This is a genomic window from Brooklawnia cerclae (assembly GCF_011758645.1).
Taxonomy (GTDB): Bacteria; Actinomycetota; Actinomycetes; order Propionibacteriales; family Propionibacteriaceae; genus Brooklawnia; species Brooklawnia cerclae.
In genome coordinates this window covers 1,963,710-1,979,129 of sequence record NZ_JAAMOZ010000001.1, presented here as the reverse complement: position 1 = coordinate 1,979,129, position 15,420 = coordinate 1,963,710, and the positions used below count along the sequence as shown (strand labels likewise).

13 protein-coding genes are annotated in these 15,420 nt (G+C 66.8%); 7 read left to right on the top strand and 6 right to left on the bottom strand.

Going from position 1 to position 15,420, the window contains the following annotated elements:
* The first annotated feature begins 28 nt into the window (after positions 1 to 28).
* The 5 genes from FB473_RS09095 to FB473_RS09075 all read left to right on the top strand — a co-directional run bounded on the left by FB473_RS09095 (position 29) and on the right by FB473_RS09075 (position 5,930).
* Positions 29 to 1,207 carry a histidine kinase gene (locus tag FB473_RS09095; RefSeq protein ID WP_167166650.1) on the top strand — a complete coding sequence of 393 codons (1,179 nt, stop codon included), beginning with the start codon at positions 29 to 31 and terminating at the stop codon, positions 1,205 to 1,207.
* Positions 1,204 to 1,863 carry a response regulator transcription factor gene (locus FB473_RS09090; RefSeq protein ID WP_167166649.1) on the top strand — a complete coding sequence of 220 codons (660 nt, stop codon included), beginning with the start codon at positions 1,204 to 1,206 and terminating at the stop codon, positions 1,861 to 1,863. The genes FB473_RS09095 and FB473_RS09090 overlap by 4 nt, the downstream gene beginning before the upstream one ends.
* 874 nt (positions 1,864 to 2,737) lie before the next feature.
* Complete coding sequence (locus tag FB473_RS09085) at positions 2,738 to 4,249, top strand: DEAD/DEAH box helicase (RefSeq protein ID WP_167166647.1); 1,512 nt, start codon at positions 2,738 to 2,740, stop codon at positions 4,247 to 4,249.
* 40 nt (positions 4,250 to 4,289) lie between these two features.
* A complete protein-coding gene (locus FB473_RS09080) occupies positions 4,290 to 4,844 on the top strand; it encodes a DinB family protein (protein ID WP_208390503.1) in 555 nt (184 codons plus the stop codon).
* Positions 4,845 to 5,102: 258 nt separating this feature from the next.
* Positions 5,103 to 5,930, top strand: a complete 828-nt coding sequence (locus FB473_RS09075; RefSeq protein ID WP_279588637.1) for an aldo/keto reductase — start codon at positions 5,103 to 5,105, stop codon at positions 5,928 to 5,930.
* Positions 5,931 to 6,069: 139 nt separating this feature from the next.
* On the opposite strand, the gene FB473_RS09070 is transcribed toward FB473_RS09075, so the two are convergent.
* From FB473_RS09070 to FB473_RS09060, 3 genes are all read right to left on the bottom strand, one after another.
* Positions 6,070 to 6,798, bottom strand: a complete 729-nt coding sequence (locus FB473_RS09070; protein ID WP_167166643.1) for a hypothetical protein — start codon at positions 6,796 to 6,798, stop codon at positions 6,070 to 6,072.
* A 122-nt stretch (positions 6,799 to 6,920) separates the two neighbouring features.
* Entirely contained in the window at positions 6,921 to 7,415 is a 495-nt protein-coding gene (locus tag FB473_RS09065) for a hypothetical protein (RefSeq protein WP_167166641.1), read from the bottom strand.
* Between the two features lie 552 nt (positions 7,416 to 7,967).
* Positions 7,968 to 8,927, bottom strand: coding sequence for an EamA family transporter (locus tag FB473_RS09060; protein ID WP_167166639.1), 960 nt, complete (start codon positions 8,925 to 8,927; stop codon positions 7,968 to 7,970).
* Positions 8,928 to 8,999: 72 nt separating this feature from the next.
* On the opposite strand from FB473_RS09060, the gene FB473_RS09055 reads away from it, so the two are divergent.
* Positions 9,000 to 9,953: a LysR family transcriptional regulator gene (locus tag FB473_RS09055; protein WP_167166637.1), complete on the top strand. Its 954-nt coding sequence runs from the start codon at positions 9,000 to 9,002 to the stop codon at positions 9,951 to 9,953.
* On the opposite strand, the gene FB473_RS09050 is transcribed toward FB473_RS09055, so the two are convergent.
* Positions 9,896 to 11,299: a Bcr/CflA family efflux MFS transporter gene (locus FB473_RS09050; protein WP_167166635.1), complete on the bottom strand. Its 1,404-nt coding sequence runs from the start codon at positions 11,297 to 11,299 to the stop codon at positions 9,896 to 9,898. The two genes, FB473_RS09055 and FB473_RS09050, sit on opposite strands and share 58 nt — an antisense overlap.
* Before the next feature lie 56 nt (positions 11,300 to 11,355).
* Between FB473_RS09050 and FB473_RS09045 the strand changes: the two genes are divergently transcribed.
* Positions 11,356 to 11,586: a hypothetical protein gene (locus tag FB473_RS09045; RefSeq protein ID WP_167166633.1), complete on the top strand. Its 231-nt coding sequence runs from the start codon at positions 11,356 to 11,358 to the stop codon at positions 11,584 to 11,586.
* Between the two features lie 162 nt (positions 11,587 to 11,748).
* Here FB473_RS09045 and FB473_RS09040 read toward each other — a convergent pair whose 3' ends face one another.
* Positions 11,749 to 13,065, bottom strand: coding sequence for a chloride channel protein (locus tag FB473_RS09040; RefSeq protein ID WP_167166631.1), 1,317 nt, complete (start codon positions 13,063 to 13,065; stop codon positions 11,749 to 11,751).
* Positions 13,066 to 13,540: 475 nt separating this feature from the next.
* Positions 13,541 to 15,262, bottom strand: coding sequence for a ubiquinone-dependent pyruvate dehydrogenase (gene poxB / locus FB473_RS09035; protein ID WP_167166629.1), 1,722 nt, complete (start codon positions 15,260 to 15,262; stop codon positions 13,541 to 13,543).
* Positions 15,263 to 15,420: the final 158 nt, after the last annotated feature.

Sequence of the window (15,420 nt, the reverse complement as noted above, 5' to 3'; positions counted from 1 at the left end):
GATGTCGCCCGAATGGGACAATGAGGTTGTGACGACGACTTCTGGCACCGCGGGGCGGGTGCGCGTACCGCTGTGGGTGCGTGGCACGAACGCCCTGGAGGTCGTCGTCCTGGCAGTTGTCGGAACCGCGGTCGCTGTGGAGTTCGTCATCGCCGGCATCGGGCTGAATCCCGCTGGGCTCGTGTCCGCCGCGGTCATCGCGGCCGGCACGGTCATCGGCTATCGCTACGCCCCGCACCTGGGGCTGGCGCTGGTTGCCGCGGGGCCACTCGTGGCTGCTTTCACCGGATGGTTGCCGACGCACAACTGGTCGATCGCGTGCTTCGCCGCGTTCCTGCTCACCCTGCGCGGGCTCTCCGGCCTCCTGACCGGATTGGTCGTCGGACTGGCGAACTTCGTCGCGGCGGGTTGGTACGCCGGGACGCTGTCTGTCGAACTGAATCCGGAGGCGTCTATCGCGGCAGCGGCGGCGCTTGTGCTCGCCGCGACCGGGAGTGCGATCCGGGGGCAGCGGCAGTACTTCGGGGAGTTGGAACAGCGCGCACGGGACGCGATCGCCACTCGCGAGGCGGCGGTCGATCGCAGCGTCGCTCAGGAGCGCCTGCGGATCGCTCGTGATCTGCATGACAGCATCGGGCACGAGATAGCCGTGGTGAGCATGCGCCTCGGTGCGGCGGAGGTTCACGTGACAACCGATACGGAGGCCGCGGCGGAAGACTTGCGGGCTGCTCGCACCAGTGTCCAGTCCGTTTTGCGCGAGACGCAGGAGATCCTGCGGGTGCTGCGTGTCGGGACCGACGACAAGGTGCTCGCCCCCACGCCCGACCACGGACGCGTCGCCGCGCTCGTGGAGTCGTACCAAGCCGCGGGACTCGAGATCAACGCGGTGCTTTCCGGCCTGCAACACCCGCTTCCACGGAACACCAGCACGGCCGTGTTCCGTATCGTCCAGGAAGCTCTGACCAACGCCGAGCGGCATGGCGAGGGGCCCGTCTCCCTCAACGTGAGCATCGATGACGACTCCGTCTTGATCGAGGCGGTGAACCTGCGACGCTCCGACGGCCGCGACACCTCCGGTGGCGGCAACGGGCTGGTCGGGATGCGGGAACGGGCCGAATCGGCCGGCGGGCGCCTCGTGACCCACGACGACGGCCGGATTTTTTCTGTCAAGGCCTATCTGCCCGCAGACGAAGGGGAAGAGCAATGATCCGGGTGTTGATAGTGGACGATCAGGAGATGATCCGCACAGGGCTGCGGACCATCATCGATGCGCACCCCGATCTGGAAGTCGTCGCGGAAACCGGGGATGCGCTGGCCGCGCTCAAGATGCTCGGCACGACCGAGATAGACGTGGTGCTGATGGACATCCGGATGCCGGGTATCGACGGAGTGGAGGCCACCCGTCGTATCCGGCGCAGCTACTCTGCCGAGCAGATCCGTATCCTGGTGCTCACCACTTTCGACCAGGACGAGAACGTGCTCGCAGCGGTACGCGCGGGCGCGGACGGATTCTTCAGCAAGGGGGCCAGCCCGGCCGAACTCACCGCCGGGATCCTGCGAGTTGCCGGAGGCGGCAGGGCGTTGTCTCCCGCCGCGGTGGACGCACTGGTCGACCACGTGGCCGAGGACAGCGCCGTCCCTTCCGACCCGTCGGTGGCGGCCCGTTTCACTTCACTCACCCCGCGTGAGCTGGAGATCGTCCAGGCCATTGTCACCGGGCTCACCAACGAGCAGATCGCCGCAGACCTGTACCTGTCGCCGTTCACGGTGAAGACCCACGCGAACAGGGCGATGATGAAAGTCGGTGCTCGCGATCGGGCACAACTTGTGTCTCTCGCGGTGCTCGCCGGAATCCATCCGTGATTCGCCGGGTTCCTCTGTTCACGTCCGAAGAGGAATCCCTCGCGCCAATTCCGGCATAAAGAGCATCGTCGACGGGTCGTGCGAAATGCTGTTCGCGTCGGCCACCTACCCGGACAATGCCAAGTGGCCGACCCGTTTCCGGATCGGCCACCCATGGTGCGTGATCAGGACCTGCTCTTGGCGATCCGACGCCCGATGACGATGATTGCAACGAGGACGACCGCGATGATCACGACGGTCCAGATGACGGCGGCTGTAGACATGGTTGAGTTCCTCTCATGGAGATCAGGGTTTGTGGAATGAATGTGTTTAGTGTGGTGAAGCTGAAGTCATAGGGTGGTCCCGGGTTGCTCCTGGTAGCGTTTCCGCACCACGAGCGCGCCGATCACCCCGGCGACCGCGATCACGGAGACGATCACTTTCGAGCGGGTGGACATTTATTTCCCTCCTTTCGGGTGCTTCTTTCGCCGTGGATTCCAACACCGAAATCCTTCCAACAATCGGTTTCAGCGGCGTCGTCCGAATGGACTGTCCCGATACCGCATTCGCAGTACGCCGGGGTACTTCGGACGCAGGTCTCCATGGGCGGCCGCCGTGGTCGGGTCCCTTTGTGGGCTCTCGTTGCGTAGCTGTGCTAGTGTCATCAAGGCGGTTCAGCACATCGCCAGCGTCGTTGAACGCGCCTCTGCCGGCCTCGGCACGTGATCTGGGCTCTTGCGGTTCCGGATCCGCCGGGTGCAGATCCTCTTATCGACGGCGAATGAATGCGCCAGCGGGCGCCTTCGCCATCTCGTCTTCCTGGGCTGAGGTTCTTTCGGAACTCAAGCTCGGCCCGATGGGGCCCTATTCCCGACCTTTCAAGGATTCATTCTTCATGACTCAGCTTTTCGATCCCGGCTCCTCCGCGCGCGCCCCCAAGACCTCCGCGCGGCGATCCGCACCCCCCGAGCGTCCCAACGAGTCGGCTTCGCGCCGCGGGGCCTCTTCTCGCAAGCGGGCAGGTTCGGCTGCTTCCGCCGTGCCGGCGTCTAGGCCCCAGGCCGGACGTGCGCCGCGCCCCGTTGCGGTGGCCCAAGAGGGTCCCGCACAGTCGTGGGCCTCGCTCGGCGTCCCGGCGCCTATCGCAGGCGCTCTCATCAGTCAGGGCAAGGCAACCGCCTTCCCGATCCAGGCGGACACGCTGCCGGACACCCTCGCCGGGCGTGACGTGCTAGGCCGTGGTCGCACCGGCTCGGGCAAAACACTCGCATTCGCCATTCCGCTGGTCGCGCGCCTCGCGGCGCACAGCGGCTCGGCCAACACACCACGTCGTCCCCGGGGGCTCGTGCTCGCCCCGACCAGGGAACTCGCCACGCAGATCGACGAGGTCATCGCGCCGCTCGCGGCGGCCTGCGGCCTGCGGTCGACGACGATCTTCGGCGGAGTCAAACAGGCCCGCCAGGAACACGCCCTCGCGCGTGGTGCCGAGATCATCGTCGCTTGTCCCGGGCGCCTCGAGGACCTCCTCGGTCAGCGCATCCTGACCCTCAAGGACATCTGCGTGACCGTCATCGACGAAGCCGACCTGATGGCCGACATGGGCTTCCTCCCAGGCGTGACGCGCATCCTGGACGCAACCCCGCGCAGCGGGCAGCGGATGCTGTTCTCCGCGACCCTCGACAACGGGGTGGATCGCCTTGTCGAGAGGTTCCTCGATCACCCGGTTCGCCACTCGGTCGACTCGGCCGAGTCACCCGTCGACACGATGACCCACCATGTGTTCGAGGTCGGCGGGTCCGACGACAAGGCCAAGCTCATCGAGGCGCTCGCTTCCGGAACAGGCAGGCGAATCCTCTTCTACCGCACCAAGCATCGTGCCAAGAGGGCGGCCAAGCATCTCACCGCAGCTGGTATCCCGGCCGTCGACCTGCAGGGCGACCTGTCCCAGAACGCGCGCGAGCGCCACCTCGCGGCATTCGAATCGGGCGAGGTGCGGGTGCTCGCGGCAACGGACGTGGCAGCGCGCGGCGTGGATGTCGATGGGGTCGCGCTCGTCGTCCACGTTGATCCGCCGGTCGAGCACAAGGAATACCTCCACCGTTCGGGCCGCACGGCGCGTGCCGGGAACGTGGGCGACGTCGTGACCATCTGTCTGCCCGAAGAGCGCCGGGACCTGGCGGCCGTGCTGCGCCGGGCGAAGATCCGGGTGACCCCTCAGCGGGTTGTCGCGAACTCTCCCGAGGTCACTGAGCTTGTGGGCGAGCGTGCGCCGCGGGTTGCGCCGGCCCCGGTCAAGGCAACCCCTCAGAGTCGCTCGCGGCACGAGCCACGCGGGGGACAGCAGGTGGGGCGTGACGGGCGGCCGGGTTCCGGTCGGTCGCACCACGGCAGGCGTGGTCGCGCCTGACCGGACGCCGGTGGTCGGCGGGCGGACGTAACCTGTCCTCATGGACTCAACCGCCGAGCCGCTGCGCATACCGTCCGAGACCAAGAACTGGACGTGGGTCTTGGGGCAACCGTGCCCCGAGTGCGGGTTCGATGCCGTTCACGTCGCCTTCCGGGACGTGCCGGAGCTGACGCGGCGCAACGTCGTGGCGTGGGGGCCTGTCCTTTCCCGCCCGTCGGTCGGGCAGCGTCCGGCCAAGTTGGTGTGGTCGCCGCTCGAGTACGCCTGCCACGTCCGCGATGTCTTTCGCACGATGAACTACCGGCTCGGGCTCATGCTCACCCGGGACGACCCCTTGTTCCCCAACTGGGATCAGGACGTCACCGCCGTGGAGGATCGCTACTGGGCCCAGGACCCGAGCACGGTGCTGGCAGAGTTGACAGAGGCCGGGCACACCATTGCGGACTCTTTCGAGGCGGTGCCGGACGAATCGATCGATCGCACCGGCCGGCGTAGCGACGGCGCCGTGTTCACCGTCGGGAGCCTCGCTCGCTATTTCGTGCACGACCCGACCCATCACCTGTGGGATGTCACATCCGGCAAGCCCCGCCCGTGAGGCGCAGCTGGACGTCGAGTTGCCGGGGGAACGACGGCGGCCGGTCGGTTGCGCCGGGTAGGTGCAGGCCATTCGACCGGTCATCATGACTGACACCGCGGTCGCATCGTCACTCCGTCGGCACCGGCACTAGGATCGGACACAGCTCCAGCAGTCACGGGCTCACGAGCCCGGCTATCCAGAAGAGGAACGATCACCTCCATGACACTTGGATCCGAAACCTCTGTCCCTTCCGTCACCCTGAACAACGGCGTGACCATGCCCCAGCTCGGCCTCGGTGTGTTCCTCGCGAGCGAGGACGACGCCGAGGCTTCCGTCCGCTACGCGCTCGCCGAGGCCGGATACCGCCACATCGACACCGCGTCCCTCTACGCCAACGAAGCCGGCGTCGGACGCGCCATCGCTGCGAGCGGAGTGCCGCGCGAGGACATCTTCCTCACCACGAAGCTGTGGAACTCCGATCAGGGCTACGACTCGACCCTCGCCGCTTTCGACGAGAGCCTCAAGAAGCTCGGCACCGACTACGTCGACCTCTACCTCATCCACTGGCCGATGCCGAAGGTCGGGAAGCTGCTCGACACCTGGCGTGCGTTCGAGACGATCTACTCGCAGGGCCGGGCCAAGGCGATCGGTGTCTGCAACCACAACCCGAATCACCTGCAGCTGATCCTCGACGCGGGTACGGTCGTCCCCGCGGTCAATCAGATCGAGCTCAACCCGAATCTTCCGCAGTACGCGACTCGCGCCTTCGACGCTTATCACGGCATCGTGACGGAGGCGTGGAGCCCCCTGGGCGGTACGCCGGGCGGAAAGAACCGCGCGGGTGTGGTGCGCGTGAACCGTCTTCTCGGTGACCCGGTCGTCGCCGCGATCGCCGAGAAGCATGGCAAGTCGCCCGCCCAGGTGCTCATTCGCTGGAGTCTGCAGAACGGCATCGTCGTCATCCCCAAGTCGGTGCACGAAGCTCGCGTCGCCGCGAACATCGACGTGTTCGACTTCGAGCTCGACGGCACCGACATCGAGCAACTCGCCACACTGGACAACGGCAATCGCGTCGGGCCCGATCCTGAGCAGCTCAACGACTAGCAAGGTCTGAACGCCCGACCTGGTCCGTGTGAGCCCCGCGTCCCGCGGGTGATCGACGACGATTGGGATCTCGTTTTGGTGGGTGTGGGTGTGTCGGGGCGACACGCTGATGCTTGCGGGGGCGAGATCCCGGTTTTCGTCAGGCTGTCACGACGGTGGAGAACTCTCGTATGTCGAGTGGGTGGTTGCTGGTGGCTGCTACTTGTTCCTGCCCCGAGTACCCCAACGCCTGCCAGGTGACGTGCCAGGTACCGGTGGCCCGGATCTCGTATACGCCGGGACGTTTGTAGGTGTATCCGCAGTCGGGTGACTTCATCATCGGATCGGTGCGGGGTGGTCGGGGTGTCATCGACTGGCAGGTGATGGTGGTGCCGTCGCTCATGTCGAAGCTCATGGTGGCGAGTGTGGCTGACAGTGTGATGTTGATGCCCTCCCGCGATACCTGCTCGTTGACTTCGCCGGGGTCTGTTGTCCACAGCCAGATGGGTAGGCCGACGGCGAGGGCGTTCCATTGGTTGTTGGCGGGGTTGGGGCCGATGTGGATGGTGGGGGGCGGGACGTGGAGGGAGGCGGCGGCTGAGGCGGCGATCGCGTTCACAGGGATGGCTTGTTCGGGTGGGGTGTCGGGGGTGGCGGGTTCCGGGTCGGTGGTGGTGGGTCGGCATAGGGTCCAGAGTCCGATTCTGGGGGCGGTGGCCAGGTCTGTGGTGTTGCAGGGGGTGGTTCGGGTGGGTGTGGTTGGGTCTGTGGGGGCCTGCCAGTTGGTGTCGGTTATGTCACCGTTGTGGGTGGTCCAGTCGGTGTCGGCGGGGGCTCCGCCCACCTCGCTGGTGGTTCCGGCCGTCACCGTCACCGTGTCACCCGACACACACGCATCAGCACCAACCGCTCGTCCCCCGCGGCCGATTCGCTCGCAGTCAGCCCACACGGACGCGATTGGCATTTGGGCGAAAAACGCCACCACGAACATCACAAAGAGCGCTCGGCGCGCTACTCGAACGGGCATGAGTCCCTCTGGTCCGTCGTGCCTGTGAACAGCTTCAACCGGCCGTCGACGTGCTTGAAGAACAACGTCTCGTAAACAAGCGAGCCCTCAGCCACCTGGTTCCCGTTGTAGTCAAGAGTTGGGACACCTCGGTTGTCCCGGCATGTCTGCAAGGCTACGTCGGATCCGTCTCGCGACATCCCGGGCAGCGATCTCGTCGTCACCGGTAGCTGTAGACCGTCTGGAACATGCCACCCCTGTTCTTTCCCTGCGTCGAACAACGCCCGCGTCCACTCCAGGTACGGATCAGCCAGCAGTTCCTCGTATTCGGGTGGGAACTCCGAATAGTCCCCATGCACCTCGTAGCGCTCCGACACTTCCAGTGATCGCAGGTAGACCTGTTCGGCCTCCGCGTACAATGCGTCCGCCGACACATCTACCGAGGGAGTCGGCGAGACGGTCGGGGACGTGCTCGAACTCGATACCAGGGGTGTCACCACCGGATCGGCCTGCCCCGCAGAACATCCCGCAACCCACACCACACCCACAACAACACCGACCACTACACCCCAACGACCGCCCACACAGCGTCCCATCAGACAGACCTCCCAGGGGGTGGAAGAACCACAACGATGGCCAGATCCTGCCACATCCCCGGACCACCCCACCCGCCCCCACCCACCACCTGTGGACAACCCCGGCCTTCCCGCCAGCTACCGGCCGCACACGCAGCCCACCCGACCCTCAAAGCAAGCCGTTTGTCCCTACAGCACCGGCAACCTGCCGCGACCAGCGCGGGAAACCCGGCCTTCCCGCGGCCCGCCTGACCTCACGCGAGTCCTAGCGCTTCCCGCGGGCCGTACACCACCTGCGTAAACACCTACCGCCCGCGTGAATCACACGCGGGCCGCGTGAACAAGCCCCACCTGCATCAACGCCCACCCAGCCACGTAAACAAGCCCACCCAACCTCCGAACCGGTCCGACCCCCAACTCCCCGCGAGCCAACCCGAAGCTGGGTTTCCCAAACCGATCGGCCGAGCAGGGCAAGAACTACTGGGCGAGATCGCGGCAGGACACGTCGACGACCTCGTCCGGCCGGGGTCCGGTGGACGCCGGAACGGGTGGGTCGGCGTCCACTCGTCGTGGGGTGTGGTGCGTCGATCCGAACACGACACCGGCGACGACGAGTAGGGCACCTGCGATCTCGGTGCCGGTGACGCGCTCACCGAGGACGATCCACGACGACGCGATCCCGAAGCCCGGGACGAGCATCGAGAACGGGGACACGACCCCGGCGGGATGCCGCGACAACAGCCAGGTCCAGGCGCCCGAGCCGACGACGGTCGCAACGACAACCGTGTAGACGAGCCCGGCGAGAGCGCCGGCTGCGTCCATCGACAGGGCCCCGGCCAGGGACTGCACGATTCGGTGCGGTCCTTCGGTGACCAGCGACAGGGCGAGCATGGGCAGGGGCGGAATCACCGACATCCACAAGGTGAGATGCACGGGGTTGGTGGGTTTGGCCTGACGGCTGCAGATGTTGCCGATGGACCAGCCGAGGGCGCCGGCGAGGGTGAGCAGGAAGGGGATCAGCGTCGTCCCGCCCATCACGCCCCACCCGATGATCGCCAGGCCGACCACAGCGACGGAGGTGCCGACGACTGCGCGACCACTCACTCGCTCGTGCAGGAACGCCGCTGCGAGGACCACGGTGAACGGCGCTGATGCCTGCAGCACCAGGGATGCGAGCCCGGCCGGCATCCCTGTGGCCATGCCCCAGTAGAGGAAGAGGAACTGCAGAGTGCCGAAGCCGATGCCATAGCCCAGGAGCCACTTCACCGGCACGTCCGGGCGCGGGACGAGGACGATCGTGGGCACGGCGATGAGTGCGAAACGGAGCGCCACGAGGAAGAACGGCGGGAAGTGGGTGAGCGAAGCGTGAATGGCGACGAAGTTCACTCCCCAGATCAGTGCGACGAGAGTGGCGATGAGTCTGTGGCTGAGAGGCACGCCCACCATCTTCGGCGCGCTGATGATTAAGCACAAGTGAATATTTATGGCCCTATTCTGTAGGCTACCTACATGGAACTTCGGCACCTGGAACTGATGCGTGATCTGGAGCACTACGGCAGCCTCACCGCAGTTGCCCGGGCCACTTTCCGCACTCCCTCAGCGGTGTCTCAGCAGCTCAGGACCGCGCAACGCGATCTGCGGGTGCCCCTCGTCGAACCGGACGGCCGGGGGGTTCGGCTGACCGAGGCGGGGCGCATTCTTGCCGAGGGCTGCACCGACGTCGCGGCGGCTCTCGAACGGGTGCAAGCACGTTGGGACGCTTTTCGTGACGACCTGTCCGGCACGGTGTCCATCGCGTCCCTGCCCTCGGCCGCGACCTTCCTCATGGCGCGGGTGTTCCGAGCGCTCGACGATACCGGGATCGAGATCGTGATACACGATCACGACGTTGCCGAGGCCCAGTTCGCGAGCCTGGCCGCCGAGGTCGACATCGTCATCGGTCACAGCCTGACCGGCCGGCGGCCTGCGGGCACCGACGGTCTCACCGTCGTGGCCCTGGCGCGAGAACCGCTCGACGTGGCCATGGCGGCCGGGCACCGACTGGCGGGGCAAGCCCGGATCCGGCCCGACGATCTTCTCGACTGTGAGTGGATCGGCGTACCGGTCGGCTATCCGTTCGACACCGTGCGGTTGGCGATCGAGAGTGCCACCGGTGCTTCACTGCGCATCCAGCAGAGACTGCGCGACAATCGCCTGATCGAGTCGCTCGTGGCCTCCAGCGAATGCGTGGCGATCCTGCCGCGGTTCACCACTCCGAACGGCGGTGGGTTGGTTCTGCGCGAGTTGGAGGGAGTGCCCGCCACCCGTTACGTGTCCGCGATCCTGCGGCCGGACAAGGCTGAGCGCCGGGCCGTACGGCGCGTCCTCGACGAACTGCGCCGTGCCGGTGCGGCGGGTCCGCTCGACTACGCTTCGGTGCGCTCCGTGGCTGAGTCGACCGATCGCGTTGAACCCGGGTCCTGAATGTCGGTGGGCACGGCTTCCGAATCCGGCAGGCTGTCCGGCGCGGGTTCGGGGTGCTGCTCGTGGCCTGAGTCGTCGGTCATGTGTCCCGTCTCACCACGCCGACGCAACGAGACCCGCGTCACCACGTTCCCGGCGACGGCGAGGGCCGCGCTGACGACCATCACCAGGCTCATCGAACGCAGCGTGACTGTGCCGCCCACGGCGACCAATGGGGAGACCGCGCCTGCGACGGCGTACTGCAGCATGCCCATGAAGGCGGATGCCATACCGGCACCCTTGCGATGGCGGCTCAGCCCGAGGGTCGAGGTGTTCGCCATGATGAGCGGGTTGACCGTGGTGGTGACGAACACCAGCACGATGACCAGCCAGACGGGCATGTTCGGGAGAAGTTCACCCAGCACGAACAACACCACGGAACCCGCGAGCATCACCCCTGTCGCGACGCGCAGGATCTTGTCGGGCTGGACGCGTCCGACGATGCGCGAGTTCACGAACCCCATGAGCAGCATGCCCACCGCATTGACGGCGAAACACAGGGTGTATTGCAGGCCGTTGAGGCCGTACCGCTCCTGCATCACCACCGAGGAACCGGAGATGTAGGAGAACATCGCCCCGAAGCCGAAGATCGCGGACGCGGTGTAGCCGAGGAAGGGGACGTCGCGTACCACGTCGCCGAGCGTGCCGAAGAACTCACGGCTGCCACCGCGAAGGCGGTGCTGCTCGGGCAGTGACTCCGGAATCAGGGCGAAGGCGGAGATCGCCATGAGGACGCCCACTCCGAACACGATCCACAGGACGCCACGCCATCCGATCGTCCCGATCACCAACCCGCCGATGATCGGTGAGGCGATGGGAGCGATGCCCAACACCATGCCGATGAAACTGAAGACCTTCGCGAGCTGGATGCCCCGGGCCCTGTCGCGGGCGACGGCACGGCCGATCACGACGCCCGCCGACCCGGTGAATCCCTGAACCAGACGGATGCTGACGAGCATCCAGATGTTCGTCGCGAGCGGCGCCGCGATGCTGGACAACGCGAACAGCGTGACCGCGACGAGCAACGGGCCGCGTCGTCCGAGCCGATCCGAGAGCGGGCCCCAGAACAACTGCCCGACCGCCATGCCGACCATGAACAGCGACAGCGTGAGCTGAACCGTCGCGGTGGTCGTGTTCAGGTCGACGCGGATGCGGGGCAATCCGGCGAGAAACATGTCGGTGGAGACGGACCCGACCATTGCCAGGATCGCGAGTGCGATGATCAGCGCCGGGCCCACTTGGTCGGACGCGTGGTCCGCCTTCTGGGTCTGACGGGGGCGTGGGGTGGAGGAGTCGGATTTTGGCACCGGGCGAGTTTAACTCGGCCACACGTGGCGTCTCGGTCCGTGACCAACGCGGTGACATGGCTGAAACATTGAGGCGCGTCCGGGTTGCCGCGCTTGGACGACAGCTGGTCGCACCCGCACCCGCTGTGGACGACGGCCTGATCGTCGGCCCCGGTCCGTCGTCGGTCGTCGGACTCGTCATCGAGGCGAACCCCGCTGCGGACCGCGCCGTGTGGCTGACGACCGAGCGTCCGGAATGGGCGGACTGTTGCCGCAAACCCTGCTGCGCGCACATCGACACGCCATAGCAAGCGCTTTCCCGACGCTCCTCGGGCGTGTCGATGTGCAAGAAACAGGGCGGACGACCGTTCACCGGTCGGAACGGGCGAATCACGCGGGTTTGACCGCGGCCGGCCTCCCGCCGAGAACCCGGGCGACAATCTGCCCGCGCGGTGATCGTCCGAGCTTCGTCACCGCGTGCGATCGAGAGCTCGGTTGAGCAGAGCCTCGTAGATGGGCGGGACGCGTAGCGCATCGGCCGTGAAGACGGCGATGATCACCACGATGGCGACCGGCAGGAGGTGGGCGAGGCTCCCGGTCATCTCCGCGGTGAGAAGGATCGATGTCAGGGGAGTGCGCACGCTGGCCGCCAGGACGCCGGCCATGCCGCAGACGGCCAGAATCGACTGATACTGCACCGGGAGCCCTGCGTACTGCGTCATGAGCGCATAGGCGGAGCCGGTCAGGGTGCCGATGGCGAGGATCGGCATGAAGATGCCACCGGGGATACCGCAGCCGAAACTGGTCGCCGTGAATGCCATCTTCACGGCGAGGAGCAGGAGAACCAGCCCGATCCCTGTTGCCTCGAACTCGGCCCAGCCGATGAGGTCCTCCCCGCCGCCGAGCACCTGGGGAAGCCACAGCCCGCACGGCAGGGCGAGGAGAAGCGCGACGGGTATGCGTGCGGGGCCGGGGAACCGGGCCATCCACGTCTGGGCCCCAAGGAGCAACCGGTTCACCAGCGCACCGGCCAGACCCGTCAGGACACCGAGGGGTATCACCACCCAGAGAAGCGGAAGGGCCAGTTCCTCGACCTGGCCGAACTGCAGGATGGGATGAGGGCCGAAGGCCAGGCGCGAGACCGCGTCCGCGGCGAGAGCCCCTGTCGAGGCCGAGGCGATCACGAGCGGGGAGAAACTGCGGTGCAGACCCTCGATGCCGAACAGCATCCCGGAAACCGGGGCGTTGAAGGCGGCCGACAGGCCGGCGGACGCGCCGCTGGTGAGAAGGTGACGTTCCTCCTCGGGCGTCGCCTTCAGGGGTGCGGAGAGCATCTGCCCGACGGCCGCTCCGATGTGGATCGACGGCCCCTCGCGTCCGAGCGAGAGGCCGAAGAGCGATCCGGTCGTCCCCCCGAGGAATCGTGCGACGACCACGGGCACGGGGCGCATGGTCATGACGCCGTTGAGTATGCCCTTGACCTGGGGAATCCCCGATCCCGACGACATGGGCTCCCATTGCAGCAATCGCCATACGACCACGGTGGCCGCCAGCGCCGCCACGGCCCACAGTGCGACGAAGCCGGGACGCTCGCCCAGATATGCGTAGATCCGGTGCGCGACATCGCTGCTCACGGCGATACCCACCCGGTATGCGCTGCTGAGGGCCCCGCCCAGGAGACCCGCCAGGACACCGTTGCGGGCAACTCTCCAGCGTTTCGAGGCGAACAACTGCACGACTCGTTCGCCGAGCGACTTCCAGGCCGACCCGAGGTTTGCGCCGATCACGTCGTCCGTCACCTCGCCCGCCGCGACGGGCTCGCGCCCGGAGCGTGCCGACGGGAGGCCAAGGGGATCGACACCAACGCGGGTCGCGGGCCGGCTGTCGTCACTCGGGCGATCATAGTTCCGCGGGACACGACGTCCCCTCTCGTCCCACGAGGAGGGAACAGGTGATGCGGAACCGCCGCGAGCACATGTGGTGCGGCAGGCCGGGCGTCAGTGAGTTTTCGTCCAATCGCCGGTGGACGAGGAGGCTCGCCAGGCGCCCACCGTTCGAAGTAGCTGGAGGCGTCGACGAGCCCGGTGACCACGGTGAGCCCGACGAGCATCAACGGCAGCGGGCCGCGGGGATGGCCTCGGTGGGGTGAAAACGTCGCCCACCCTCCGGATGTGTTTCGCGGACTTATGGCGACCGCCCCTCGATCTGTCCGGATCGGTTGTGGCGCTCGACCCGAACCGGACGAGCGCCACAACCCTCTGCTCAGAACACCTGGTGCAGGTTGGCCCGGGTGAGGTCAACCAGCTCGTCGCCTCGTCCGGACAGCAGAGTACGCATCGCGTAGAGGGCGAAGCCCTTTGCCTGGTCGAGCTTGACCGACGGCGGGATGGTCAACTCCTGCCGTTCGGTGACGATGTCGATGAGGGCGGGCCCGTCGTAGGCGAACGCTTCCTTCAGCACCGCTTGCAGGTCGTCGGACTTCTCGACCCGGAAGCCCTTGAGCCCAGCCGCCTTCGCGATGCCGGCGAGGCTGGGGTTCTCGAGGTCGGTGGTGTGGGTGACGAACCCGCTCGCCTTCATCTCGAGCTCCACGAAGTTCAGCGAGGAGTTGTTGAAGACGACCACCTTCACGGGAAGCTTGTTCTGGGTGAGGGTCAACAGTTCGCCCAGCAGCATCTCGACTCCGCCGTCCCCCGACAGAGCGACGACCTGACGTCCGGGGAAGGCCGAGGCAGCGCCCACGGCCTGCGGCAAGGCGTTGGCCATCGAGCCATGGATGAACGAGCCGATGAGCTTGCGCTTCCCGTTCATCTTCAGGTAACGCGCTGCCCAGATCACCGGGGAGCCGACGTCCGGGATGAAGACGGCATCGTCGGCGGCGACCTCGTCGAGCAGCTTCGCGATGTACTGCGGATGCAGCGCCTGCTTGCCCTTGCGCGGGGTGGCCAGGTCGTCCAGCTTGGTACGGGTCTTGGCGTAGTGGGCCAGCGAATCGTCCAGGTGCGACCGGTCGGTGTGCCGGGTGAGCAGCGGAAGCAGGGCCTCCGCGGTGTCACCGACGTCCCCGATCAGGCCGAGCTTGAGGGGGACGCGCCGGCCGAGGTGCTCCCCGCGCAGGTCCACCTGGATCACGGCCGCCTGATCCGGCAGGAAGGGGCGGTAGGGGAAATCGGTGCCGAGCATGAGCAGGGTGTCACAGTTTTCCATCGCCCGGTAGCCCGAGGCGAATCCCAACAGCCCGGTCATGCCGACATCGAACGGGTTGTCGTACTCGACGAACTGCTTGCTGCGCAGAGTGTGGACGATCGGGGCGGCCAGCGCATCGGCCAGCGCGATCACCTGGTCGTGGGCACCCTCGGTGCCGGCCCCGGCGAGGATCGTCACCTTCTTGGCCTTGTCGAGCAGGGACGCGGCCTCGCGCAGTTCGTCGCTCGACGGGAGCACCTTGGGGGTCGCGGCACGAACCGGGGTGATTGTGGCGTCCTGTGCGTCCGCGAGAGCCACGTCTCCGGGGATGACCACGACCGCGACGCCGCGCTGAGCCAGGGCGGCCTGCATCGCGGTCCGCAGGACCCGGGGCATCTGGACGGGGTCGGCCGCGTACTCGACATACACCGAGCACTCCCGGAACAGCTCTTGCGGGTGGGTCTCCTGGAAGTAGCCACTGCCGATCTCGGAGGTCGGGATGTGGGCCGCGATGGCCAGCACCGGCACCCTGGATCGCTGGGCATCGAACAGGCCGTTGATCAGGTGCAGGTTGCCCGGGCCACAGCTGCCGACGCAGACCGCGAGTTCGCCGGTCAGAGCGGCCTCAGCGCCCGCGGCGAAGGCCGCCGCCTCCTCGTGCCGGACGTGGACCCACTCGATTCCGGAGCCTCGCAGAGCATCGGTGAAGCCGTTGAGGGAGTCGCCGGGAATCCCGTAGACGCGTTTGACCCCGCTCGCCGCGAGGGTGTCGACCATGTTCTTGGCTACTGTGACCATCTTTCTTCTTTCCACGAGAATGGGGACTGTGCCCGTCCTCGAGCGGCCGTGAGCCGGGACGATGGCGCCCTGCTCAGCGGCGGCGCTCTCGTGAAATCCGGGTATTCCCTTGACCGAGGTTACCCTTCCCGGCAACGCCGGTTGCCAGAAGAGAAACT